The sequence below is a fragment of the Paenibacillus chitinolyticus genome (assembly GCF_045038035.1).
GTDB lineage: Bacteria > Bacillota > Bacilli > Paenibacillales > NBRC-103111 > Paenibacillus_F > Paenibacillus_F chitinolyticus_A.
On record NZ_CP173427.1, the window covers coordinates 4,053,584 to 4,077,913 of the forward strand.

Below are 24,330 nucleotides of genomic sequence, written 5' to 3' on the forward strand. Positions count from 1 at the left end.
TTGACAAAATTTTGCCTCTCCCCATGTCAAAACCCGGAAAAACGCGAAAGAATTCCGCATTTTTTCCGGGTCGGGAAAGGGGGTTATTTCACGATGGCGCCGTTCGGCATCGAATCCGGCACACTCGCCAGCGTCAGCCCGTCGCCTTCGGAAGCCGCCAGGATCATCCCCTGCGACTGCACGCCCCGAAGCTTCACCGGCTTCAGGTTCGTCACGCAGATGACCTTGCGTCCGACAAGCTCCTCCGGCTTGTAGTACTTCGCGATGCCGGAGACGACCTGCCGCTGCTCGTAGCCGAGGTCCAGCTGGAGCTGAAGCAGCTTGTCGGCGCCCTTGACGGGCTCCGCCGCCGTTACCTGCGCCACGCGCAGCTCCACCTTCGCGAAATCGTCGATGCCGATTTCGGGCTTCGTTTCCGGCGCGGGCTTGGCATCCGCCGCCGGAAGCGTCCCCGCCGGAGCGGACCCTTCTGCCGCGGATGCAGGCTCGGCTGCGGCTTCACCGGCCGGCGGGTGGCCGCCTGTCATTGCGGCCGCGATGAAGGCGACCTCTTCCGCCATATCCAGGCGCGGGAAGAGCGGGTCGCCTTTGGCCGTTTTGGTGCCGGCAGGCAGAAGGCCGAACGTGTGGGCGCTGTCCCAGGCGGTAAGCGCGCCGGCCTGGATGCCGAGCTGCTCCCAGATCTTCGCAGGCGTGCGGGTCAGGAACGGCTGCAGAAGCACGCTGACGATGCGCTGCGTCTCGAACAGGGCGTACATGACGGAGCCTAGCGTGCCGTGGTTCACGTCGTCTTTGGCCAGTGCCCATGGCTGCGTCTCGTCGATGTATTTGTTGGCGCGTCTGACAAGCGCCCAGATAGCCGCCAGCGCGGTCGAAAACTCCATTTTCTCCATCTGAGCTTCTACGGTTTCCACCGTTTCCTTCGCCGTTGCGATCAGTTCCTTGTCAAAAGCCGTAACTCCCGGCTGGAAGTCCGGAACGACACCGTCGAAATATTTGCCGAGCATCGCCAGGGTCCGGTTAAGCAGATTCCCCAGGTCGTTGGCGAGATCGTAGTTAATCCGCTCGACAAACGCCTCGGGCGTAAAGGTGCCGTCCGATCCGAAAGGCACTTCGCGCAGCAGGTAATAGCGCAGCGCATCGAGGCCGAAATGGTCGATCAGCGTGACCGGATCTACGACGTTGCCTTTGGATTTCGACATTTTGCCGTCCTTCATGAGAAGCCAGCCGTGCGCGAACACTTTTTTCGGCAGAGGCAGATCCAGAGCCATCAGCATAATCGGCCAGTAGATGGTATGGAAGCGGACGATCTCCTTACCCACGAGATGGACGTCTGCCGGCCAGTAGCGTTCATACTTCGACGGATCTTCGCTGCCGTAGCCGAGGGCCGTAATATAATTCGTCAGCGCGTCGATCCAGACGTAGATGACATGCTTGGGGTTGCCCGGCACTTTAATACCCCAGTCGAACGTCGTCCGCGAAACGGCGAGATCTTCCAGCCCCGGCTTGATGAAGTTGTTGATCATTTCGTTCTTGCGGGATTCCGGTTGAATGAACTCCGGGTTTTCCTCGTAATATTGAAGCAGTCTGTCGGCATATTTGCTCATCCGGAAGAAATAGCTTTCCTCTTTCACCCATTCGACCGGGCGGCCGCAGTCCGGGCACTTGCCGTCGACCAGCTTGTTTTCAAGGAAAAAGGATTCGCAAGGCGTACAGTACCAGCCTTCGTAAGTATCCAGGTAAATGTCTCCCTGCTGAGTCAGGCGGTCGAAAATTTTCTGGACGGTGTCCTTATGCCGCTGATCCGTGGTGCGGATAAAATCATCGTAGGAAATATCGAGCCGGCTCCACAAAGATTTGATGCCGTCGACGATTTCGTCCACGAACGCCTGGGGCGTTAGCCCCTTTTCCTTCGCTTTGCGCTCGATTTTCTGGCCGTGCTCATCCGTGCCCGTCAAATACATGACATCATAGCCGCGAAGCCGCTTGTAGCGCGCCATGGCGTCTCCCGCCACCGTCGTATAGGCATGCCCGATATGAAGTTTGTCGCTGGGGTAATAAATCGGTGTCGTTAAATAAAAGGTTTTCCGGTTGTTGTCCATGTTACCCATCCTCTTTCTTCGTAATGTTCTATGAAAACGAGACGCGGAAGCGGAAAATCACAAAAAGCCCCCGTCCAACAAAGGGACGAGAGCTGCGCTCACGCGGTACCACCCAGATTCCTCCGCCTCTTGCGAGGGCGAAGCTCGGCAGCCGCCGGCTGCCCGGCGGCTCCGTCCGTTAACGCCGGACAAGCGATGCCCCCTTACGCCCGGATGCGGAAGGGCAATCCTTCCTCATCCGGGCCGCTCGAAGGCATGTTCTCCTGGACCATACTCCGGGGTTCCGACTGCACCGGCTTTCACCTGACCCGGCTCTCTGCAGCAGCTTCCTCCCGTACTCATCCGTTCATCGAACATGTCTATTCACAAAGCGATGATCGTTCCAGCTTCATTGTTCCCGCGAAAAGGCAGGTTTAACCAACAATATAGCGAATCCCGCAAATTGTGTCAACCGGTATTTCGCCCCTCATTCCGCGGCGGCGGAACCGGATCTACCCCGCCCGGGTGAAAAGGGTGGCAGCGGCAGATCCGCTTGGCCGCCAGCCACGATCCGTATAACGGCCCGTGCCGCTCTATCGCCTCCAGCGCATACTGGGAACAGGTCGGATAGAAACGGCAGGTAGGCGGTTTAAGAGGGGATATATATTTGCGGTAGGCGTGAATGGGTGCCTGGAGCACCTTTTTCATTTCTGGCAATCCTTGCAGTACCCGTAGATTTCAAATTTATGTTTGACCGCCTTGAAATCATCCGGCAATCCCTTGACCTCGTCCATGGGACAGAAAACAAACGGGATCGTTTTCTCGCACTGCAGGCAGATCAGATGATGATGGTGGTCCATCTCCGAACACCGGGCACGGAACTTGATCCCGTCTTCGAAGACAAACTGTTCCAGTACGCCCATGTCGTGCATGATTCTCAAATTGCGGTAGACCGTATCAAAACTGAGGCCGCCGTATGTTTTCCCCATGCTTTCATACACGGCTTTCGGTGTCACATACCCTTCGGACTTGGCGAACAATTCCGCCAGCGTGCGTCTTTGATCGGTTATCCGCATCCCTTGTTCGGACATGGCCTGTATAATTTCTTCGGCTTTCACTGCGGTCCCTCCAAGCTGCATCTTATCTCTTAATAATGCCTTATAAGGACAGCAGCGTCAACAAGCGAGCAGGCCGAAGGTCCCGCTTTTAGGCCGCCGATGCGGATAGCCCGCTACGGTCAATTATACCGGCCTTGCTGCGGCGCTCGCCCGCACACTTCGCTTCGAAAGGCTTGCGGCGGAAATAAAGCTCCGTTTCAAGCCGTTAAGCCGGCATGGCCCGGGAGCCCGCACAGAGAAGTTTAATCCTCGCTCCCCCCGCCGCTTTCTTTCATTTCATCGTCGGCATAATAGATCAGCCTCTCGCCGGGAGCAAACAGCTTAAACTTCTGATGTGGGTACGTATGATGGACATAATCGACAAAATAAGCCGGATTCTCCGTATTGAACGCGAACAGGTCGTAGTGCATGGGCACGATCAGATCCGCTCCGATCCCGACGCCGAGATCCGCGGCTTCCCGGAAATTCATATTGCCCATGAGATTCGCTTCGTACCGTTTGATATCCCGGCCGTTAATCGGCAGGCAGGCAATATCGATCCGGTGCGGACGAAGCGTCTCCAGCAGGCCCGCGTATCCGACCGTATCTCCGGCATGATACAGCGTAACTCCGTTAAGCTCTATGACATAGCCGAGATACCGGTGATTCCCGTTCTCATCCGTTTCGAAGTCTTCGTGCTTGCCGGCCACCGGCGTAATCCGCATATCCCGGAAGTCGATCATCTGCCCCGCCCGGGCTCCGATTACCGCGTCCGGAGCAATCCCGAGCTCTGTCAGCTGCGGAACTACCGGTGCCGGACAGATCCACGACGCTTGCGGGGAAGCGATAGCTATCGCGCGTACGGTGACCGGATCGAGATGGTCGGGATGATCGTGCGTGATCAGGACGAGATCCGCGTGCCCGATGAGCTCCGGGGAAAGAGGCGTTTCGAAGTTGCGCGGCGAATGGCCGAATTCGTCATCTATGTAATTGCTTAAGTACGGATCCACATATCCGATGATTCCCGCCGCTTTAAAAGCTAGGCCCTCCTGACCCAGATGCCAGAGAGCAAGGGCCTTATCCGGAACGAGCGTACGGTCGATTTGTCCGATGATCGGTTCGCCCCGCTTGGTTTTGTCTTTGTTTTTGTCTTTTTTATCTGTCACCTTAAGATCGCTCCTCTTCGCTAGATTGAGAACTCCATCAGGTTTTTTAGCCGTTTTCTCCCGGTCTCAAACAATCTACCGGGTTTTGGCAGGTCGGGAGCGTTTCGGTTTCCGGCAGGAAGTATACTATAATGAGTATGGCTTTATTTCGATAAGCGCATGGAAACATTCCAGGACGGAAGGAGCTGACCCTATTGATTATCGATGTTTTTCAGGATACCGTCTGTCCCTGGTGCCGGATCGGTAAGTCCTATTTGACGGAGGCCCTCGGTTTATGGAAAGGCGAACACGTCTCTGTCCGCTTCAGGGCCTTCCGCCTCGACCCGTCTATCCCGCCTAAGGGCGTCCCCTTTACGGAAGCGATGAACCGGAAGCTGCAGGACCCCGGCGGGGAAAAGCTGCAAGCCGTACTGGACGGCGTCACGCGGGCCGGCCGGCAGGCGGGCGTCCCCTTCCGTTTTGACCGGATTTTGTCGATGCCGGATACCCGCCTCTCTCATCAACTGATCGCCGCCGTGCCGGAGAGCTCCAAATCGCTCGTCCTTGACCGTATTTACCGGGCCTATTTTGAAGAGGGCCTTGACATCGGCGTGGAATCCATACTGCTGCGGATTGCCGGGGAATGCGGTTTAAATCCAGCCGAAACCGCAAAACGGCTACATCACGAAGACGTCGAAAACAGCGTCCGGGCGGATTACGCCCTCGCTAAGCGGCTGAACATTAACGGTGTACCTTTTTTTATCCTCAACAAAAAAATTGGCTTCTCCGGAGCCAGACCTCCCGAGGCTTTGCTTGATATTATGAAGCGCGTAAGCGAGAACCAGGAATAGCGGGATAGGCCGGGCACAGGCAGGATTTCGACTACGACGACGATTTTACCCCGTACCGGCCCCCGGATCGCCTGCACTCTCTTCCAGATCCTCACAAAATGCGGCGGGACCAGACGGCTTTTTGTAAAAATTTGGACTCCCCGGGCATCCGTCCATGACAAACGCCCCCGCCCCTCATAAGATAATTCTGTAAACAAAGCACAACTCAAACTCGGGGAGGCGTTAACATGTCGGGTTACGGAGCAGGCGGAATCGGCGGAGGCTGGTACACGAGCACAGCGGTCATTCTGGTTCTTTATATCTTGCTGGTCATTATTCTCGCAACATTCTAAGAAACTATAAGGGATTCCATTTCCAGTACAATCCCAGCTATAGAAAAAACACAAGAAAACGCCGCGTATCCGCGGCGTTTTCTTGTGTTAGAGTCGATTAAGACACGACCTGCTGAAGCAGCACTTGTTCTTCAGGAGGTTCCTTGCGTACGATCAGCCTTACGATCCGCATATGCTCTACTTCATCAATGATAAACTGAAGCGGACCCAGATGGATGCGCTGGTTTTTCATAGGCGGAATTTCCACCTGGGAATAAATCCAGCCGCCGATCGTATCGTAATGCTCGGTTTCGATTTCCGTACCGAAGTGATCGTTCACTTCCTCGATGAGCATCATGCCGTCGATCGAGTACGTAAATTCGTCTTTCTTCTCCATAATGGGACGTTCATGGTCAAATTCGTCCTGCAGCTCGCCGACGATTTCTTCCAGAATGTCTTCAACCGTTACAAGCCCCGACGTGCCGCCGTATTCGTCAATCAGCAGCGCCACTTCCGTTTTGCGTTTCTGCATCAGCTTGAGCAGCGTACTGATCGGCATCGATTCGGGCACCGTCATGAGCGGTCTTATAATCTTGCGTATATCGTCAAGCTGGTCGCTTGCTTTTAACAAATCCTTGATGTGGACAAAGCCGATAATGTTATCTTTGTCCGGGTCGCAAACCGGATAACGCGTGTAGAGCTCCTGGATGGCCATTTCCTTGTTTTCTTCGAAGGAATGGGCGGCATGCAGGCACACCATTTCCGTACGCGGAATCATAATTTCGCGCGCGTTCGTTTCCGTGAATTCAAAAATATTATCCACCAGGGTGAGTTCCGTATTGTTGATCAGCCCGTTCCGGTGGCTCTCTTTCATCAGCAGCCGGATTTCGTCTTCCGTATGAACCGTATCGTGGTCGCCTTCGGGTTCAATACCGGATTTGCGGAGCAACCAGTTGGAGGTTCCGTTCAGCATCCAGATGAAAGGATACATGATTTTGTAAAAAATCAGGACCGGACCGGCAACCCAAAGAGTCACTTCTTCCGATTTGCGGATCGCATACGTTTTGGGAAATTGCTCCCCGATAATAATGTGAAACGCCGTAATAACCGAGAATGCGATGATAAAAGAAATGGTGTGAATAATAACAGGTGGTACACCAATGTTCACCAATAGCGGTTCAAGTACATACGCCACCGTAGGCTCGCCGATCCAACCAAGCGCCAAAGACGTCAGGGTTATGCCGAGCTGACAGGCGGACAAATACGCATTCATGTTCTGAACGATTTTGCCGGCGAAGCGCGCCTTCACATTCCCTTCCAGGACAAGCGCATCGATACGGCTTGCGCGCACTTTCACCATCGCAAATTCCGCCGCCACAAAAAATCCGTTCAGTAGAACGAGAACCACAATCAGTACAAAATTCAGTAACACTGGTAAAGGGTCACTATCCAATTAATCCCTATCCGCCTCTTGGAAGCAGACAGGTACACCTCCTTTTAAGTTGAAAAATGAAAGATCAAAAAAGGTTTGAGTCCTTCCTACTTTACAGTATAGCGTCTCGCGGTTTTTGAAGTCAAAGCCAGGGATAGCCAGCATAAAGGCGCGAACCGGAGCATCGTCCGGATTGTGACACCCCTTTCGCAATTTTTGAGGATTTACTCCATGCTATTCGCCGCGGCTTGGAATTTATACCATTTTCCGCACTGTTGCAGCCTCCTTTTTCTGCTCCCCGCATAACTTTCATCAGGCATTCCCATATTAAAAAAAGTACGGCATCAAAAAAATTACCGCCGGGAGGAATGCGATTATGCCTGGTATCCGGTTCCGTTCCTGCCTTCTGCTCGTTTGGACCCTCCTGCTTGCAGGCTTGTCCATATTTACGGGACTAGAAGGCGCCGCGTCGGCACACGTGGACGAACCCCCAGCAGTCAGAAAGGCCGCCATCATCATCGACGACCTCGGCAACAACATGAAAGGCACCGATGCGATTCTGGATTTACCTTTTCAAATTACGGCCGCCGTTATGCCGTTTCTCCCTTCCTCGCACAGCGATGCCGAGAAAGCGTTCGGCAAAGGACACGACGTAATCGTCCATCTGCCGATGGAGCCCCTCAGCGGCCGTAAAAGCTGGCTCGGTCCCGGCGTCATTACCACGGATCTGAGCGATGCCGAGGTACGCAAGCGGGTCAACGCCGCCATTGATGATATCCCGCACGCGATCGGAGTGAACAATCATATGGGCTCCAAGGCGACCGCCGATGAACGCGTGATGCGGCTTGTGATGGAGGTGCTGCACGAAAGAGGCCTCTTCTTTCTGGACAGCCATACGAATTACCGGAGCATCGCCTGCCGGGAGGCCAAAAAAGCCGGCGTGCCTTGTTTGGAAAACCATCTTTTTCTGGATGATATCCATACGAAAAGCAAAGTAACCCAGCAGATTCAGCTGATCGGCGCCCATTCCAAAGCGCATCAGCCGTGCATCGCCATCGGCCACGTCGGGGCCAAGGGAGAAATAACGGCCTCGGCCCTGAGGGATACGCTGCCGAAATTGAAGGACACCCTGTCCTTCGTTAAACTCAGCGAGTTATACAAGAAGCCTCCCGCGCCTGAAACGGCTCCGTGAACAAGCTGGAGCGCCGCTCACCCTATTCCCGGATACGGAATGAGTGAAGGCCATCGTCAAGCGGCACCTGCACTCCGCCGAGAAACTGCGTGCGCCGGGAGTAACGCCCCCCCCTCTTGAACAAGAAGCCCTTGATCAGTTTAAGCTGACCAAGGGCTTTTGTTTGTGGAAGCTTATCTTTTTCCGTTCGAGTTCCGATTAATAATTGCTAGGGTCTTCAGGGTTAACCGGAGGCGTGGTTTCGCCGTTTCCGCCTTTGCCGTTATCGTAGGCGTTCACTTCGAACGTAATGATTTTGTCGTAGAGGATGTAATCCTTGCGGTTTTTGAAAGGTCCCTTGTTGTTCTCGTGCTTGTCGATCGCGAACATAACCGGGCCTTTGCCTGCCGCGCGGCCTTCGTACCAGGCGATAAACGCGTTAACCTCGTTCATGGAAAGGTCGTACTCTTTCGCCGTACCGTTGTTAAGTGTGATGACGAGAATGGCGCTGTCACCCGATTCCTCCACCGGAGGAACGACAACGTCTCCCGCTTTAGGAGTAGCGGACGCTTCGTTGGACGGCGCGCTCTCTCCCGCTGCGGCTACCGCCGTCACTACATAGTAGTAAGTCGTGCCGTTGACTACGTTTGTATCGGTGTACGTATATGTCGAGCCCGTAACCGAACCGACAGTTACGTACGGACCGCCTGCGGTTGTGCTGCGTTTAACGTTATAGCTCGTCGCATTGTTCACGCTGTTCCAGGTCAGGGTCACTTTTTTGTCCCCGCCTGTGGCTTTCAGGTTAAGCGGAGCGGCAACCGGCGGCTCGACGCTTTTGCCGAAGACGTTCCATTCACGGAAGTTACCTTCCGTATGTTTAAGAACTACTGAAGTCACGTTTTTCACGGGAGATGGCAAATTTTCAATTTGGTTGTTCAAAGTCGGCATGTAAGATGTGATGAGCTTTTTATCCGCGTCATAAAATTCTATCGTTGAGCCTGGAGCGCCATACACAATGGTAGATTCAATGTTCACGGGAGTCTCAAAAGAATACCAGGCCATTCCCGATACAAGCTGCATGCTGTATACATCATTGTCAGTCATGATACGGCTCGTCCCCGTGGAACTGCCGAAGATTTTACCGAGATTCAGTACTTTACGGTCCAATAATCCGCCTGTGTAGATTGTCGCTTCCGGTTTTATCGATCTTTCTAAAGAAGGAAGACTTTCTCCGGCTGCATTAACGGAAGTGACTACGTAATAATAAGTTATTCCATTCACTACAGACTCATCGGCATAGGATGTTCCCTTAACATTCGCGATCAGAGCATACGGCCCGCCAGGTGAAGAGGATCTTCTCACATTATAGGATTCAGCTCCTGTCGTTTTCCAATCCAAGTCAACTGATTTGTCTCCCGCCTGAATCCAAGTAATCATTGTGGGCTCAGCTTTGTAAATCGCAGTGTTAAAAACGTTCCATTCAAAAACATTCCCGTCCGGACGTTTTAGGACGATAGTCGATACGTGTTCCACAGGTTTAGGAAGAGATTCAACACCGTCGTTCGTTACGGGAGTATATGTATCCAGCAGGTTATTATTCGAGCCGTAAAATTCGACAAACGCCCCTTTACCGTTGACAATAACAGCGCCAATGGTTTGCTCTTTCTCAAATTTGTGCCAGACTAACGGATATTGCATGTAATGCCTAGTTGAAGCATCGCCATCCGTAATTGCTGTTACATCGGCACCTGTCGGTTGCATAAACGTAGGACCCGTCTTTAAAGGAACTTTATCTAACAAGCCTCCTGAATAGGTTCCTGCAGCAGCGGCTTCGTTTTGACTAACAATACAGATAAGAAAAGCCAAAAGAAACGCTAATAAACCCAACTTTTTATTCATTTTCATTTTTCCTCCACTAATAATATGTTTTTAATTAATATAATAATACTATAGACCTATAAAATAAACTATATATTTTTTTAATATAATCTTAATATCCTATAAATTTATTTCTCAGTAATATTATTGAAATAGAATGCTATAACAAAAAGCACTCAAACTAAACTTTATAGTTTGAGTGCTTTTCCGTTTCTTCCACGACGATCTTTAAACCGTAATTATTCCGAATCCGCGGTAATATCCAGAATCACCTTGCCTTTGTTCCGGTTCGCTTCCATCCACTCGTGGGCTTCACGCACACGGCTCCACGGGAAAATCCGGTCCACGACCGGATGAAGGGAACCGTCCGTAAAGCCCGGACCGGCCTGCTGCCAAAACTGCTGGGTCAGCCGGATTTTGTCCTCGCGGCTGCGGCTGCGCAGCGTGGACCCGATGATGGATATCCTTTTCATAAGCAAAGGATTCAAATCAAAGCTTTCCATCGGAACTTCGGAACCGCCCGTCATGCCCACGAGGACGATACATCCGCCTACGGCGGCGCTGGCCAGATGGTCCGTAAAATACGGGGCGCCCACGAGATCAAGGACAATGTCGCTGCCGTGTCCGCCTGTCGCCTCGTTAAGCCAAGGGACGAACGATCCTTCGCGGTAATTCCAGCCGCCTTCCGCGCCAAGCTCCCGGCAAAATTCAAGCTTGTCGCTTGAGCCCGCCGTCACCAGGGCATGCGCCCCGAATTCCCGGGCAAGCTGTATCGCAGCCGACCCGACGCCGCTTGCGCCGGCATGAATGAGCACGTAGTCTCCTTCCGTCATTCCTCCAAGTTTAACGAGGTTCAGATAAGCCGTCAGAAATGCCTCCGGAATAGCCGCTCCTTCCGCATAGCTCAGATTAGCCGGCAGCCGCATCGCCATGCCGGCAGGAACGGCTACCCGCTCGGAATAACCGCCCCCGGGAAGGAGCGCACAGACCCGCTCGCCTTCTCTCCAGCCGGTAACGCCGCTTCCTACTCCTATAACAACGCCTGCCATTTCCAGGCCGAGTATGTCCGATTCCCCGGGAACCGCCGGGTATTTGCCTTCACGCTGCAGCAGATCCGCACGGTTGAGACCCGCCGCCTTCACTTGAATAAGCAGTTCGCCTTCGCCCGCAACGGGGTCCGGCCTTTCCCCGATATACAGCTCTTCCGGTCCGCCATATTGTTTGATCTGTACCGCCTTCATCGGGATCACTCCTCTGGTTGATAAACATCTGCAATAGGTATTAGTATACCACGCGCAGATGGCAATTGCTTGCCCGCCGCCCATCAGCAAAATTGTCCCAACCGAGGTATACTTAAAACATCCGCTTGAATGTATAGACGCCGGGCCGAGATAAACGCAAAGCCATATTTTTTCTTAAAAAGATCCCCTGCAGCCAATCGGCGTCAACCGCGCCCGCCAAAAAAACAGATCAGAAAGCGAGGCTCCGATCATGAATCTTTCCAACCGCTCCAACCGATTTTGCACGCTTTTTCAAATCCGCTATCCCCTTATCCAGGCCGGAATGGCCGGCGGAAGCACGACGCCGGCCCTCGTGGCCGCCGTATCCGAAGCCGGCGGCCTCGGGACGCTCGGCGCCGGCTACATGACGCCGGAGCAGATTGCCGCGGCCGTCCGCGAAATCCGCAGCCGGACGAGCCGCCCTTTTGCCGTGAACCTGTTCATCCTGCCCGAACCCGGGCAAGGCCCTCATGAACAGGAGCAGAGGCAAAAAGCCGACGAAGCTTGGCGGCTGCTCGCTCCCCTGCGGGAGAAAACGGGCACCCGCGAGGAGCGGCCTCCCACCGTGTGGAGCGAATCGTACCGGGAACAGCTCGCCGTCCTCCTGGAGGAGCGGGTCCCGGTATTCAGCTCCACATTCGACGTGCCGGATGCGGCTACTCTCGCGGAATGCGAGCGTCTCGGCATCCGGACGATCGGCACCGCGACGACTGTGCGGGAAGCCGCCACGCTGGAAGAGGCCGGTGTCGACGCGATCGTCGCCCAGGGCAGCGAAGCCGGCGGCCACCGGGGCACGTTTCCGCGCGATATCGACGGCGAGCCGCCTCTCATCGGCACGATGGCTCTCGTGCCGCAGATCGCGGACCGCGTCCGTGTGCCGGTCATCGCCGCCGGCGGCATCATGGACGGCCGCGGCATAGCCGCCGCGCTGGCCCTCGGAGCGGACGCCGTGCAGCTCGGCACCGCGTTCCTCGCCTGCGCAGAGAGCGGGGCCCACGCCGTCCACAAGGAAGCCGTGCTTGCCGCGAGCGACGAGTCCACCGTGCTCACGCGGGCGGTGTCCGGCAAGCATGCCCGCGGCATCCGGACGCCCCTACTGGACGAGCTGCGCCCTTTGGACAGCCGGCTTCCCTCCTATCCCGCGCAGAACGCCCTCACTCAAGGGATCAGACGAAGCGCCGCCAAAGCGGGCAATCCGGCTTATATGGCCATGTGGGCGGGCCAAGCCGCGTCTCTAGCCAAACATAACGGAGCCGCGCAAATCATCGAAGAGCTCGTACGGGAAACCGGCGAGGTACTGAACCGGATGAGCGGACAGAAGCTTTGACGATGAGCCGACGGTCTGGAAGATTTGACAGAACTCTCGCTAAAAGCATCAAAAATGAACCGAAGCCCCGCTCCTTCTAACCACACCGCAAGCTCTCTTTTAAGCGGGGGGATAGCTTCAAGCTTCAAGCTTCAAGCTGTGATTACCGTCATGCGACAACGCTCGCTGGGAGCAGTGAAAAGCTGTACACTCGCCACTCCCCGGGCATCGCGCGCGTTTGCGGCGTCTCAAATCACATGGGGCCCTATCGGCGTCCGTGATCAGAGGATGTCCGGGGATAGATGAAGATCCAATCCCGCAATCACGCCGAAATCGGCTTCCAAGCCGCCTACTCACACAAAAAGCCTGCGCGGAAAAGGAATTTCCCTTCCGTGCAGGCTTTTATCATTTACGGCACAACGCCTTACTTCGTTTTCTTCACCCAATCGGCAATATCCTTGATAACGGAGGCCGGTGTATTGGCCGGTTCATTATACTCGGCGCCGGTCGATTTTTCGTCAACCTCCGCAAATACGTGGTTCAGCTTCGGGTAAAGCTTGTACTCCACGTTCGTACGGTCCTTAAGCACTTCTTTCCATTTGTCCAGATGATAAGCGAGCACCTGGGCATCGTTGTCCCCTTGCAGGATCAGCATCGGCTTGTCCTGTTTTTTAGCGATGTCGGAGGCGGAGTAGTTGCGGAAATCCATCCACCAGTAGGCGTTGCTCAGCGCAAGATCTTTGGGGAGATTGCCCACGGAGTACTGCGGATCTTTGATCAGCTTCAGCTGCTGCTCCCAGAAGGCGACCTGCTGCTCCAGCATGCTGGTATCCAGACCGCGTTCCCGGTTGATTTCCAGCTGGTACTTGGACTGCTCCAGCACGACGTCTTCGATGGAATTGGTCGGTCCGGCCATCACGACGGCACCGGCCAGCTTCACGTCCTTGACTCCGTCGATAACTCGCGGAACGACCATCCCGCCCTGGCTGTGACCCGCTACGAAAATGCGCTGGGGATCGATCCCCTCCGTTTTCGCCAGCTGATTAACCGCGTACACGGCATCCGCTACAGTCTCGTCCTGTACCGTAAAAGTCGGCGTAGCCGATTTGAACGGGTGCTCGCGCGTCACTTTCTCGTAGCGGAGAGTGGCGATTCCCTCGGCGGCCAGGCCGACCGCCATATCCCGGAACAGCTTGGAGCCGCCGATGGACTCGTCACGGTCGTTGGCGCCGGAACCGTGAACAAGGACGACAACCGGATGCGGACCCGTTTTACTCGGCAGTGTGAGCGTGCCCGGAAGAGCGAGTCTGCCTTCGCCGAGCTTCACCTCTTTTTCAACATAAGCGCTGGAATCGTCGTAAGACGGTTTCCGGTAAGTATCCGGAGAATAGTAGGGCGGTATGTATACATCGTCGATACGTTCCTGCTTGTCGAACCGGACTGTCATCTGGAACGGCAGGGTACTCTGCGTTTCGTAGGTCAAATACACATTTTCATGCACGGAGTTGCTTGTCGTTCCGGCCCCAAGCTGCCCGGTTATCGGACCGTACATGTTGGTGTAGTACCGCGATATGTAGGTAAGCTGATTGGCATTGAGGGATTTTTTGAGATCTTCGTTAAAATAAGAAACCGCGCTCTCGTTTTCTCCCTGCAGCCAGTGACTGGCAAAGGCGCTTGCCGCGGCCTTCAAGTCCCCTTTCGGGATGATCAGCTTACCGGTTTGAGGGTCCCAGGAGACAGCCGTGTGCAAAGCCTCCGACAAAAATTTCAGAGGAACGAACGTTTTATCGTCCTTGATTTGGACCGCAGCCCCTAGTTCCACCTCTTTATCGTTGATAAGGGCCGTAGATTTTCCGATCGCAAGCGTAATCGTATCGCTCCCAAGCGACAAGGTTACGGTACGCTCTTCGTTATTCCAGGCCACCTTGGCTCCGGCCGTTTCGCTTACAAGACGCAGAGGAGCGAGAACGGTCGACGCGCTCGTATCGGAAGCGGAGACGGGTCCGGCAGCCGCCGTTTCGGCGGAAACTGTATCTGCGGAAGCCGCAGCCGCGGGTACCGCACCGGCGAGCAGCATGGAAGCAATCACGGCGGATTGCCAGATTGGCAGATGTTTTTTCATGAGGTCACCTCAATTTTGAAATAGTTGGAGAATCTAGCAGCCTCTTTCTAGCGGCCGCCATCTATCAGTATAGCACAATCTTCCAGACGGTCGACGGGACTTAAGTAGGAAGTACGCCAAAAAGGCAGGTCCCGCGGGACCTGCCTTTATTAAGAGAAATTTAGGCGCGGCCAAGGAAGGCGCCCAGCATCCAAACGTGTTTCTGAAGCGATGCCTGCAGCTCCGTCAGCATATCCGCCGTCGGCTCGTCGCCTTCTTCTTCAGCGGCCGTGATGCTTTCCTGAAGGAACCCGACCAGCAGTTCAAAGTCGCCGCGTACGGCTTCGACCATCTGCTCCGCGGTTTCGGAGCCCGCAGCTTCCTGCAGACGGGCCAGCTTTAAAGCCTCGGCGAGTGTCGCGACGGGTTTGCCTTTCAACGCCAGCACCCGCTCCGCGATTTCGTCGATATGCTGAGCCGCTTCGTTGTAAAACTCTTCGAATTTTTCATGAAGCGTAAAGAAATGAGGTCCGTTAACGAACCAATGGAAGTTGCGCAGTTTCATGGAAAGGACCGTCCAGTCGGCGGCCAGATGATTTAATTGGGTAACGGTTTTCACTTGAGTCAAAGTTGTCATCGTTCGTTTCCTCCTTGATAACGCTCTTTTGGGTTTAGTTATTCTTCTTTTGTTGCCGTACATTTAGTTTACCACCTCCCTTATTTAAAATCAATACTTAATTATAATTATTATAAATAAGGGGTGTAAAAAAGGCAGGAGATTGCTCCCGCCCTTTTGACTTATGAAGTTTAATCGTCTTTTTTGGCTAAGGCCGCCTTAAGAGCATCCCCCAGACTCGACCCTAGCTCTTCTTGCTTGCTGTACTGCTTGACGAGCTTTTGCTGCTGATGCTTGGCGACTTTCCCCGTACTTTCGCCCAGCACTTCGACGACATTGCACGGGAGGCACTGGACGTATTTGCCCGCTTTGCCGGTTTTCAGCTCCATCTTCTTATGACACTGCGGGCAGCGCCGGTTGACGAGCTGCTTCTCCGCGGAGCGGCGGTATTCGCACTCGCGGTTTGCGCACACGAGCATTTTGCCCCGTTTGCTTTTCCGCTCCATTAACCGTTCTCCGCATTCGGGACACCGGCTGTTCGTTAGGTTGTGCGGCTTGTATTCCGTCTGACTCGTTCTTACGCCGGTTACAAGCTGCTTGGTCATATCGCGGATTCCGCTGAGGAACGTTTCGGTGCGGCCCCGTCCCCGGGCGATATCTTCAAGCTCCTGCTCCCACTTGGCCGTCAGCTCGGGAGAACGCAGCTCCTCGGCAACCAGCTCGATCAGCTGCGTGCCTTTGCCCGTCGGGTGGAGGAACCCGCCTTCGCGCTCGATCGTATCGGAGCTGACGAGCTTCTCGATAATTTCCGCCCGCGTTGCCGGCGTACCGAGGTGGTGCTTCTCCATCTGCGTCAGGAGCGTCGCCTCCGTATGCCGCTTCGGCGGCTGGGTCCGGTGCGTCCCGACACGGCAGCGGACCGCCCCGGCGCTATCTCCTGCCGACAGCGCGGGAAGCTCTTGCAGATCGGCGCGGTCGGCCCCTTCTCCGCCGTCCTCTTCGTCGCCGTCTCCGGAATCCGCGGCGGTTCCCGGTCCGTACACGCTCCGCCAGCCCGCATCCTTCACGACGCGGCCGGCCACGTGGAACGGCTCGCCGTCCACTTCGACGACCATCGCGGTCGTCTCGTAACGCGCAGCCGGATAGAACAGGGCGAGAAAACGCCGGACGATGAGATCGTAAAGCTTCCTCTCGTCCGCAGACAGAGCGGACAGATTTACGTATTCATCCGTCGGAATGATCGCATGGTGGTCCGACACTTTCGAATCGTCCACAATCCGCTTCGACACGGGCAGCTGGCCCTTCATGAGCGGCTTCGCGAGCGGCGCGTACGGGCCGACGGCAACGGACTGGAGCCGCTCCTTGAGCGTGCCCGTCATATCGCTGGTGAGGTACCGCGAATCCGTCCGCGGGTACGTCACAAGCTTATGCTGCTCGTAGAGCCGCTGGAGCGTCGAGAGCGTATGCTTCGCCGAGAAGCCGAACCGGCGGTTCGCATCGCGCTGGAGCTCCGTCAAGTCGTACGCGAGCGGCTGGGGCTCCGTCTTCTCGGTCTTCTTGACGGAGACGACTTTGCCGCTCTTGCCCGAGACGCGCTGCACGAGCTCGTCGACACGCTCGCGCTCAAAGAGGCGGCTTTCGCCGGAGCGCTGGCGCCACGTCCCGCGGAACGCACCGAAATCCGCCTGAGCGGTCCAATACTCCACGGACCGGAAGTTCCGGATTTCCTTCTCGCGGTCCATGATCATCCCGAGCGTCGGGGTCTGGACGCGTCCGGCCGAAAGCTGCGCGTCGTACTTGCTCGTGAGCGCGCGGGTGATGTTCAGGCCGATCAGCCAATCGGCCTCGGCCCGGCAGACCGCCGACTGGAACAGGCGGTCGTATTGTTTGCCGGGCTTCAGGTTCGCGAAGCCCTCGCGGATCGCCTTGTCGGTCTGCGAGGAGATCCACAGCCGCTGAAACGGCTTGTTCCACCGGATCATTTCCATGATCCAGCGCGCGACAAGCTCGCCTTCGCGGGCGGAGTCCGTCGCGATGATCAGCTCCGCCAAATCTTTGCGTTTCGCCAGATCCGCAATGGCGCGGAACTGGTGCGACGTTTCCTTGAGCACTTTAAGCTTCATGCAGCCCGGAATGATGGGCAGATCTTCCAGGTTCCACTTCTGATAACGGGTATCGTAATCTTCGGGCTCCGCAAGGCCGACGAGATGACCGAGCGCCCAGGTCACCACATGTCCGGGACCTTCGTAATACGATTTATGCTTTTGACCGCATCCGAGCACACGGGCGATTTCTTTTGCCACGCTCGGCTTTTCGGCCAGTACCAGTGATTTGCTCATCGAATTCTCCTTTAATAAACCGGTAACGGGCCGGTATGCCCGATTGCGGGGTTTCCCAGCGCCGTTCCTCTCGTTTCCTTCTTCTATTGTAAAAACGTTTCCGGCGCCGCGTCAACCAAGGATGCCTTCCGCGGCTTTTTACCGGGCCCGTGTAAACGGAAAAAACCCGCCGGGCAGAGGCGGGTCTTTCATCGTGGGCGGATAGAGCGGCAGGACTAAACGGTCTCCGGCAGTTCCTCTCCCGATTCGTGGTCCAGTTGGCTGAAACGCAGCAGCAGCAGGCCGGCCAGCACCGAAACGACGGCACCGGCCGCGAAAGGAAGGCCATGCTGAATGCCGAAGAGCGAAGTGCCCGTAATCGGTCCGGCGATCCGGCCCAGACTGTCCATGGACGAGCTGAGGCCCGTCGTGACCCCTTGACCGTGCCGGGTGCGCTGGGTCAACAGCGAGTTGACGCACGGCCGGATCATGGCGTTGCCGGCGCTGAACACGGTCAGGGCAAGCGTAGCCGTCCAGAAGCCGGCGGAGCCGAGCACGAGCAGGAAGCCGACGGCCGAGGCGAGGAGCCCGCCCAGAATCGCGATTTTTTCCTTCTTTTTCTTGGCAATGACGCGGACGAGTCCACCCTGTACCAGCGCATCGGCAAATCCGCTGAACATAAACATCAAGCCGATCTGCAGCGGCGTGACGCCGAACCGGGCGATCTGGAAGTATTGGAAGGTCGCTTCCAGACCCGCAAGCGAGAAGGTCACGAAGAAGGTCAGCATATACAAATATCCGAGCTTTCCGCGGAGCAAGGACCAGCGGGACGGCTTGTCCCCCCGGTGTTGGTCCCGGTTTTCCGGCAGCGATTCTTTAAGCTTCAGGAAACCGGCGCAGAAAATACCCGCGGACAGAAGCGCCGCCCCCCAGAACGGGAGAGACAAGCTGAACACGCTTAAGGTTCCCCCGATCGCCGGACCGAAAATAAAGCCCAGTCCGATCGACATTCCGACGAAGCCCATGGATTTCGTCCGTTCCTCACGGGTCGTAATATCCGCGACATAAGCCAGCGCGACTCCGCTCAGTGCCCCCGAGCAAACGCCGCCCAAAATGCGGGACAGATAGAGGAGCGGCAGATTCGTTCCCGCCAGCGCCAGCAGGATGAAGGAGATCATAAAGCCGAAAATTCCGGTCAGCAGAACGGGTCTGCGTCCGATCTTATCCGATAGGCCTCCCCATAAAGGAGAAACGAGAAAGGACATGATGGAGTATATGGAGAGAACCCATCCCAGATGCGTCTCTCCTTTCGGTATTCCGTGCAGCAGCTCGGGCAGGACGGGGATAATTAATCCGAATCCGAGATAGACGGTAAACATCAGCAGCATGATGAACACGACACGCTTGTTCATACGATCGGCCCCTTTGGAATTTCTTGTACCTGTGTAAAGATTACGCTTTTTTAACCTGTGCCTTTTTCATCTGCTGGTGCTTTTTCGTGTTTGTAAGTTTGTGGAAAATAAGAATCTGCCACGCGTTGCAGGCAAGCAGGACCAGCGAGACATACAGCAGCGAAGTCAAATCGTTGATGCTGAACGCCGGGAGCATTTCCAGGCAGGTAACCACGATCATAAAGAACAGCGTCGGAATTCTGGCGGAAGCATTGGTCAACTTCACCTTCACCTGCGAAACGATCAAACCCGCCGCCACGATCAGGACCGGAGTGCCTGCATACATCGCCAAGCTTTCCTTTCCTTCCGCATAACCCTGGTAACGAAGAAAAAACAGGTTCGCGATAGCCATGACGATAAAGAACAGTTGAAGACCGGACCAGGCGCCTTTACGGTTGCGGAGGATACCGATCATATAATAATTGGTCATCAGGTACGCGAAATACCCGACCACGCTGATCATACACATGGTAAGTGTCGCCATAATGATCATGGAAAATTCACTTGCGCCGCTCACTGCGACATCCATCGACACAAAGTCCGGGAAAATGGCCTTGCCGATCCCCCAGACGGCAATGCCGAGAACAAGCCCGCCCAACATCGTAGACCAGAACAGAAACAGCATCGGTTTTAACATGATTTCTCTCCTTAACCGGATACACGGACAAAACCGTCCCCCATTTAGGCAGGGACGGTTCTACCGCTTTTTCGTTTACTTAAAATATTCCGTAGCCGAGAAGCACGACGATCACGATCAGAACCGCCCAGACGACAAAAAGGATCTTGGTGGAAGATTCCTTGCCTTGTCCTCTTTTCATGCGTCCGAGAATCATTTCCATAAGACCGATCACAACGATAGCGATAATCCCCTTCACCACGTACTTGACCGGGAAGCCGTAGCCGATCAGCATGCCGATTCCGGAAACCAACATGATCAGGTAGAACAATCTGAGGAGCATAGGAGTAATTTTCTGCCGGTAAAAAATGGCGCTTACCACAAACAGGATGACGATAAACGCCCACGATCCCGCATGCGATTGATGAAAAATGTTTAACAACTTGTCTGACATGTCGATTCCTCCATGTTCGTATATGTATTCCTTGTAGACGCAGCAACGCCCTTATCATATCAAGCCGTCCGAGGGTTTACAAGGTCTGGGAGACAATAACCCATCCAATAAGACACTAGTGTCGGAAAGTGTTCACAAAACTTCGTCCGGAAAAAAGACCCGAAAAAACCCAAGCGAAACCGGCGGGTCGCCTGCTCTGCGCAAGGAACCCGCCGGAACGCGAGGGTCCGGGGTTTTGATAAAAAAATCAGCTCAGACCGACCGGCTTGCCCGCCTGCGCCGACTCGTACGCGGCCAGGCCGACGGCCGCCGCTTTGAGCCCGTCTTCGCCGGTAACCGGCACCGGCTTCCCGCCGAGAAGGGCATCGACGAATCCTCTAATCATGTACTCGTCCATGTTGTCCCCCCAGTAGCTCCACTGGGCCTTGCCTGTGACATCGCTGAAAACCTCGTTCTTCTGCGCGAAGGAATCGATCGAAATGACCCCTTTCGTGCCGGTGATTTCCATCGTTACGTCGCCCCAGGTCGGGAACGTTTTGCTGCGGGACCAGCTCGGATCCAGCACGGCAAAAACGCCGTTCTCGAACCTCACGTGCACCATGCCTGCATCGTCGATATCAAGTTCGTGAAAGCGGGTATCCGCATAGGCGAACACTTCACGGACGTCGCTGCCGAGAAACCAGCGCATCAAATCCATCACATGGACGGTATGGTCGAACACGGCGCCGCCGCCGGAGAGCTTCTTGTCGACGAACCATCCGCCCGGCATGCTGCCGCGATTAGTTCCTTTAATGGCGATAATCTCGCCGATTTCCCCGCGGTCTACGGCTTCCTTAGCCTGCACGACAGCCGGTATGTAGCGGCACGGAAACGCTGTCATCAGCTGCACGCCATGGTCCCGGCACACCGCGATCATCTCTTCCATCTCAGCCGTGGAGATGCCGAGCGGCTTCTCGCACAGGATATGCTTCCCTGCTTTGGCGGAAGCGATCGTAAGTTCCGCATGACGGGAATTCTCGGAACAGATCACGACGGCGTCTATGCCGGTTTTCAGCAGTTCATCCGCCTCGCTGTAGTACGGAATCCCATAGGTGTCCGTTATTTGGGCGACACGGTTCTTGTCCTCGTCGGTAATCCCGGCAATCTCGACCTCCGGCATAGCGTTCAGTGCGTTAAAATAGGAGAACGCATGACTGTGGGCGAAGCTGATCATACCGATTTTGAGCTTTCTCATCCCGTTACGCCTCCTTTCAGCGGCAGCCGGACAGGCTGTCCCGTACGTGCGGATTCGAGGGCGGCCAGCACGATTTCCAGGGCCCGCAGCGCATCTTCCGCCGAAACGAGAGGTGCCTTGTCCTCCCGGATACAGGCCAGGAAATGCTCCAGCTCGTAGTAGTACGGGTCTTGGTAAGACGGGCTTTTCGGTACCTGCACCCCGCGTGCGCCGACCGGCGCCGCACTGCTCCTCAGCAGCTTCAAGGAATCCGTCTCCCGGCTGTTCAGCCGGATAATGCCGGCTTTACCGGCGAATTCGGCAGCTGTCGCGAAAGCGCCCGGATAGCCCCAGTGGCCTTCGAGGTTCGCGATGGCGCCGCCTGCAAACCGCAGGGTCACGAGGGCGTAATCCTGCTCTTCGCTGCGCCGGTTGAGAGCGAATACTTCTTGCACTTCTCCGTAAGCCCACCGGGCAAAGTCGATATCGTGAATCATCATGTCCATGATGACGCCGTGACTTTTGTCAAAATCGTTGTACCAGTCCTTGACGGTTCCCGGATGCGAGCCTACCCGTTTCAAGTGAGCTACCCCGGGTTCCCCGGTTACTCCGGAATCCAGTTTACGTTTGAGATCCGCATATTCCGGGAAGAAACGGACCACATGGCCGATGAACAGACGCACGCCTTTCTTTTGACAGTAGGCGATCATTTCTTCGGCATCTTCCAGCGTCAGCGCAATCGGTTTTTCGCAAATCACATGCTTTCCCAGATCGGCCGCTTTCATGACATATTCCTTGTGCAGGTTGGTCGGCAGAGCAATGCTGACGACGTCGATCTCCGCCTCCGCCATCATGTCCTCGAAAGAAAAGTACGCTTTCGTCTCCACTTGTCCGGCCAATTCCCGGGCCGTTTCCCGGTCGAGATCGCAAACTCCGGTCAATTCGACTCCCGGCAGCCGATGATAGTCCGTTCCGTGAACGGTCCCCATTGTTCCGCAGCCAACTACGGCGACTTTCATGCTTGTTCTCCTCTCCCTGAAGCAAAAATCTGTGCGGTACACACAGCTCCCTACATTATATAGGATAGGAAGCAGCCATATAATGTCTGCAAGTATTAAGAAAAGATTAAGTTTGGAGCTGCCGGAGCCGCACCGCTCATTAGTTAACGCCCGGTCCGTTTCTATCAAAACGGAACAACGATTCTCCGGGATGAGGACGTCCTTATCTCGGGAAACATCCGCCTTTAAAAAACGGCTTCTTACACGCTTGGCGTCACGAAAAAAACCGCCCGACGCAGCATCTGCATCGGACGGTTTTCCGCTTCTACCAGGTTACAAAAGGAATCGAGCCCGGTGTATCCCCGCCCATCATCTGGGCGACCGGTATCGTATACGCGACAAGGATCAGGACGGCGGTGACGCCGAGCCAGAGTCCCCAGCGCTCGAACAGCTTCGGAGTCGGCTCCGATGCGTCGCGTACTTCACCGATCGGGTACTCCGTCTCGCCTTTAGGCGACCGCATAAGCGCGACGACATTATAGATCATCAGGATCACGGCTACGAAAAGAATCATGCCGCCGATCGCCATCGCGACGTGGTACGGCATCCACAGCACCGTGTCGGGATGATTCTCGTACGTCGTGTACGCGGTGCGGCGGGGCGAGCCGAGCAGGCCGACGGTGTGCATGGAGCCCGACATGAAGAACATGCCGACGCACCAGAGAATCGTCTGCCATATTCCCAGCTTGTGCAGCCTTTGCGTCAGCTGCCGGCCCGTGATCGCCGGGATCAGCCAGTAGGTGATCCCGAAGAAAGTAAGGGCCACGCTGGTCGCGACGGTCAGATGAAAGTGCCCCGTTACCCAGAGGGTATTGTGCACGACCTGGTTCATCTGGTTACTGGCATTGACGATGCCGCCCGCTCCCGCCGGGATGAAGATCAGCATACCTATAAACGGAGCGAAGAAGCGGACGTCCTTCCAAGGGAGAAACTTAAACCAGCCGAACAGGCCCTTGGCCCCCTTCTCCCTTCCCGTCGTTTCGAAGGTGGCGAACAGCGAGAACGCCGTCATCAGGGAAGGCACGATGACCATGAAGGTCAGAACAACCTGAAGGAACTTCCAGAACGAGCTGATTCCGGGCTCCGTCAACTGGTGGTGAAACCCTACCGGAATCGAGAACAGCAGGAACAGGATAAACGAAAGCCGGGCAAGCGCGTCGCTGAATATTTTGCCGCCGATCACTTTCGGAATAATCGTATACCAGCAAATATAGGCGGGCAGCAGCCAGAAGTAAACGAGCGGATGACCGAAGTACCAGAACAAGGTGCGGCTCAGTAGTACGTTCACGGTGTCGACCCAGCCGAACGACCAGGGAATCAGCTGGAGCAGAACCTCCGCCGCCACCCCGATGGTCGCGACCTGCCAGAGCAGCATCGTAATGACCGCCATGAAGGAAAACAGCGGGGACAATTGCCCTTTATGAGTCCGCTTCCAGTAGCGGTAATTGATGAAGATGCCGAAGCCGCTCATCCAGCTGCCGACGACAACCATCGTCAAAGCGATGTAGAAATACGGCGATGCTTTAAGGGGAGCATAGAACGTGTACAGCACGGACGCTTTATTGAGCAGGATAAAAACCGTTCCCAGCGCCGTTCCGCCCGCCATCAGGCCGAATCCGAGCCAGGCGAGGCGCCTCGGCAGCGGCAGCAGCTCGCCTCCGAGCGTTTTGGAGATACCCGAATACAGGAACCCGATGATGAAAAAGGTCGTAAAAATGAGCGCCATCAGCACCCCGTGGGCCGTCAGAAGCTGATAATAGCCGATACCGGCGGGCAGTTTGATCATGCCTCCGCGGACCAGGCCCTGAAGCACTCCGGCGATCCCTCCGAGAAGAAGAGCGCCGAAAGCGAATAAAATGTGAGCGAGGACGAGCTTGCTGTCCTTCGGACTAAAAGCGGCGGCGGCTTGCCGCGGCGGCTGCGTTTCGGTTCCGTTCATACATAACGACTT

Annotated in this window: 20 protein-coding genes; 4 read left to right on the plus strand and 16 right to left on the minus strand. The window is 55.5% G+C overall.

Translation table 11 applies throughout. The features are described from left to right. Positions 1-83 precede the first annotated feature (83 nt). From metG to ACI48J_RS18235, 4 genes are all read right to left on the minus strand, one after another. On the minus strand, positions 84-2,102 hold the full coding sequence (gene metG / locus ACI48J_RS18220) for a methionine--tRNA ligase (protein ID WP_405079593.1): 2,019 nt from the start codon (positions 2,100-2,102) through the stop codon (positions 84-86). Positions 2,103-2,549: 447 nt separating this feature from the next. Beyond that, the gene (gene yidD / locus ACI48J_RS18225; RefSeq protein ID WP_326051128.1) at positions 2,550-2,789 is read right to left on the minus strand and encodes a membrane protein insertion efficiency factor YidD; all 240 of its coding nucleotides are present in this window, start codon (positions 2,787-2,789) and stop codon (positions 2,550-2,552) included. Further along, on the minus strand, positions 2,786-3,199 hold the full coding sequence (locus tag ACI48J_RS18230; protein ID WP_326051127.1) for a Fur family transcriptional regulator: 414 nt from the start codon (positions 3,197-3,199) through the stop codon (positions 2,786-2,788). The genes yidD and ACI48J_RS18230 overlap by 4 nt, the downstream gene beginning before the upstream one ends. A 242-nt stretch (positions 3,200-3,441) precedes the next feature. Beyond that, positions 3,442-4,344: an MBL fold metallo-hydrolase gene (locus tag ACI48J_RS18235; RefSeq protein WP_405079594.1), complete on the minus strand. Its 903-nt coding sequence runs from the start codon at positions 4,342-4,344 to the stop codon at positions 3,442-3,444. A gap of 194 nt (positions 4,345-4,538) precedes the next feature. Between ACI48J_RS18235 and ACI48J_RS18240 the strand changes: the two genes are divergently transcribed. Both ACI48J_RS18240 and ACI48J_RS18245 read left to right on the plus strand, forming a co-directional pair. Continuing rightward, positions 4,539-5,174, plus strand: a complete 636-nt coding sequence (locus ACI48J_RS18240; protein ID WP_405079595.1) for a DsbA family protein — start codon at positions 4,539-4,541, stop codon at positions 5,172-5,174. Between the two features lie 227 nt (positions 5,175-5,401). Further along, positions 5,402-5,506, plus strand: coding sequence for a sporulation protein YjcZ (locus ACI48J_RS18245; protein WP_326051124.1), 105 nt, complete (start codon positions 5,402-5,404; stop codon positions 5,504-5,506). 97 nt (positions 5,507-5,603) lie between these two features. Here ACI48J_RS18245 and ACI48J_RS18250 read toward each other — a convergent pair whose 3' ends face one another. Next, positions 5,604-6,938: a hemolysin family protein gene (locus ACI48J_RS18250; protein ID WP_405079596.1), complete on the minus strand. Its 1,335-nt coding sequence runs from the start codon at positions 6,936-6,938 to the stop codon at positions 5,604-5,606. Between the two features lie 355 nt (positions 6,939-7,293). Here ACI48J_RS18250 and ACI48J_RS18255 point away from each other — a divergent pair, with 355 nt between their 5' ends. After that, positions 7,294-8,109 (plus strand): divergent polysaccharide deacetylase family protein, encoded by an 816-nt coding sequence (locus tag ACI48J_RS18255; protein WP_405079597.1) that lies wholly within the window; start codon positions 7,294-7,296, stop codon positions 8,107-8,109. Between the two features lie 198 nt (positions 8,110-8,307). Here the strand turns inward: ACI48J_RS18255 and ACI48J_RS18260 are convergent, their stop codons facing one another. Continuing rightward, complete coding sequence (locus ACI48J_RS18260) at positions 8,308-9,192, minus strand: fibronectin type III domain-containing protein (RefSeq protein ID WP_405079598.1); 885 nt, start codon at positions 9,190-9,192, stop codon at positions 8,308-8,310. Positions 9,193-10,205: 1,013 nt separating this feature from the next. Continuing rightward, entirely contained in the window at positions 10,206-11,207 is a 1,002-nt protein-coding gene (locus ACI48J_RS18265; RefSeq protein WP_405079599.1) for an NAD(P)H-quinone oxidoreductase, read from the minus strand. A gap of 250 nt (positions 11,208-11,457) precedes the next feature. On the opposite strand from ACI48J_RS18265, the gene ACI48J_RS18270 reads away from it, so the two are divergent. Then, on the plus strand, positions 11,458-12,573 hold the full coding sequence (locus ACI48J_RS18270; RefSeq protein ID WP_405079600.1) for an NAD(P)H-dependent flavin oxidoreductase: 1,116 nt from the start codon (positions 11,458-11,460) through the stop codon (positions 12,571-12,573). A 403-nt stretch (positions 12,574-12,976) separates the two neighbouring features. Here the strand turns inward: ACI48J_RS18270 and ACI48J_RS18275 are convergent, their stop codons facing one another. From ACI48J_RS18275 to ACI48J_RS18315, 9 genes are all read right to left on the minus strand, one after another. Continuing rightward, entirely contained in the window at positions 12,977-14,674 is a 1,698-nt protein-coding gene (locus ACI48J_RS18275) for an alpha/beta fold hydrolase (RefSeq protein ID WP_405079602.1), read from the minus strand. 160 nt (positions 14,675-14,834) lie between these two features. Next, entirely contained in the window at positions 14,835-15,290 is a 456-nt protein-coding gene (locus tag ACI48J_RS18280; RefSeq protein ID WP_326053236.1) for a Dps family protein, read from the minus strand. 170 nt (positions 15,291-15,460) lie between these two features. Then, entirely contained in the window at positions 15,461-17,608 is a 2,148-nt protein-coding gene (locus tag ACI48J_RS18285) for a DNA topoisomerase III (protein WP_405079603.1), read from the minus strand. Positions 17,609-17,823: 215 nt separating this feature from the next. Beyond that, positions 17,824-18,999: an MFS transporter gene (locus ACI48J_RS18290; RefSeq protein WP_405079604.1), complete on the minus strand. Its 1,176-nt coding sequence runs from the start codon at positions 18,997-18,999 to the stop codon at positions 17,824-17,826. A gap of 40 nt (positions 19,000-19,039) precedes the next feature. Next, positions 19,040-19,675, minus strand: a complete 636-nt coding sequence (locus ACI48J_RS18295) for a KinB-signaling pathway activation protein (protein ID WP_326053240.1) — start codon at positions 19,673-19,675, stop codon at positions 19,040-19,042. Positions 19,676-19,754: 79 nt separating this feature from the next. Then, entirely contained in the window at positions 19,755-20,108 is a 354-nt protein-coding gene (locus tag ACI48J_RS18300; protein ID WP_405079606.1) for a DUF1516 family protein, read from the minus strand. A 247-nt stretch (positions 20,109-20,355) separates the two neighbouring features. Further along, positions 20,356-21,342: a Gfo/Idh/MocA family protein gene (locus ACI48J_RS18305; RefSeq protein WP_405079607.1), complete on the minus strand. Its 987-nt coding sequence runs from the start codon at positions 21,340-21,342 to the stop codon at positions 20,356-20,358. Further along, positions 21,339-22,340 carry a Gfo/Idh/MocA family protein gene (locus tag ACI48J_RS18310; protein WP_405079608.1) on the minus strand — a complete coding sequence of 334 codons (1,002 nt, stop codon included), beginning with the start codon at positions 22,338-22,340 and terminating at the stop codon, positions 21,339-21,341. Before ACI48J_RS18310 ends, ACI48J_RS18305 begins: the two co-directional genes overlap by 4 nt. 304 nt (positions 22,341-22,644) lie before the next feature. Then, positions 22,645-24,318, minus strand: a complete 1,674-nt coding sequence (locus ACI48J_RS18315; RefSeq protein WP_405079610.1) for a b(o/a)3-type cytochrome-c oxidase subunit 1 — start codon at positions 24,316-24,318, stop codon at positions 22,645-22,647. Positions 24,319-24,330 lie beyond the last annotated feature (12 nt).

Excerpts from the sequence above, each read along its gene's own strand:
- ACI48J_RS18260 (WP_405079598.1), bottom strand. The coding sequence starts at position 9,192 with ATGACTGACAATGATGTATACAGCATGCAGCTTGTATCGGGAATGGCC.
- ACI48J_RS18275 (WP_405079602.1), bottom strand. The coding sequence starts at position 14,674 with ATGAAAAAACATCTGCCAATCTGGCAATCCGCCGTGATTGCTTCCATG.
- ACI48J_RS18285 (WP_405079603.1), bottom strand. The coding sequence starts at position 17,608 with ATGAGCAAATCACTGGTACTGGCCGAAAAGCCGAGCGTGGCAAAAGAA.
- ACI48J_RS18270 (WP_405079600.1), top strand. The coding sequence starts at position 11,458 with ATGAATCTTTCCAACCGCTCCAACCGATTTTGCACGCTTTTTCAAATC.
- ACI48J_RS18305 (WP_405079607.1), bottom strand. The coding sequence starts at position 21,342 with ATGAGAAAGCTCAAAATCGGTATGATCAGCTTCGCCCACAGTCATGCG.
- yidD (WP_326051128.1), bottom strand. The coding sequence starts at position 2,789 with ATGAAAAAGGTGCTCCAGGCACCCATTCACGCCTACCGCAAATATATA.
- ACI48J_RS18265 (WP_405079599.1), bottom strand. The coding sequence starts at position 11,207 with ATGAAGGCGGTACAGATCAAACAATATGGCGGACCGGAAGAGCTGTAT.
- ACI48J_RS18280 (WP_326053236.1), bottom strand. The coding sequence starts at position 15,290 with ATGACAACTTTGACTCAAGTGAAAACCGTTACCCAATTAAATCATCTG.
- ACI48J_RS18310 (WP_405079608.1), bottom strand. The coding sequence starts at position 22,340 with ATGAAAGTCGCCGTAGTTGGCTGCGGAACAATGGGGACCGTTCACGGA.
- ACI48J_RS18290 (WP_405079604.1), bottom strand. The coding sequence starts at position 18,999 with ATGAACAAGCGTGTCGTGTTCATCATGCTGCTGATGTTTACCGTCTAT.
- ACI48J_RS18255 (WP_405079597.1), top strand. The coding sequence starts at position 7,294 with ATGCCTGGTATCCGGTTCCGTTCCTGCCTTCTGCTCGTTTGGACCCTC.
- ACI48J_RS18295 (WP_326053240.1), bottom strand. The coding sequence starts at position 19,675 with ATGTTAAAACCGATGCTGTTTCTGTTCTGGTCTACGATGTTGGGCGGG.
- metG (WP_405079593.1), bottom strand. The coding sequence starts at position 2,102 with ATGGACAACAACCGGAAAACCTTTTATTTAACGACACCGATTTATTAC.
- ACI48J_RS18300 (WP_405079606.1), bottom strand. The coding sequence starts at position 20,108 with ATGTCAGACAAGTTGTTAAACATTTTTCATCAATCGCATGCGGGATCG.
- ACI48J_RS18315 (WP_405079610.1), bottom strand. The coding sequence starts at position 24,318 with ATGAACGGAACCGAAACGCAGCCGCCGCGGCAAGCCGCCGCCGCTTTT.
- ACI48J_RS18245 (WP_326051124.1), top strand. The coding sequence starts at position 5,402 with ATGTCGGGTTACGGAGCAGGCGGAATCGGCGGAGGCTGGTACACGAGC.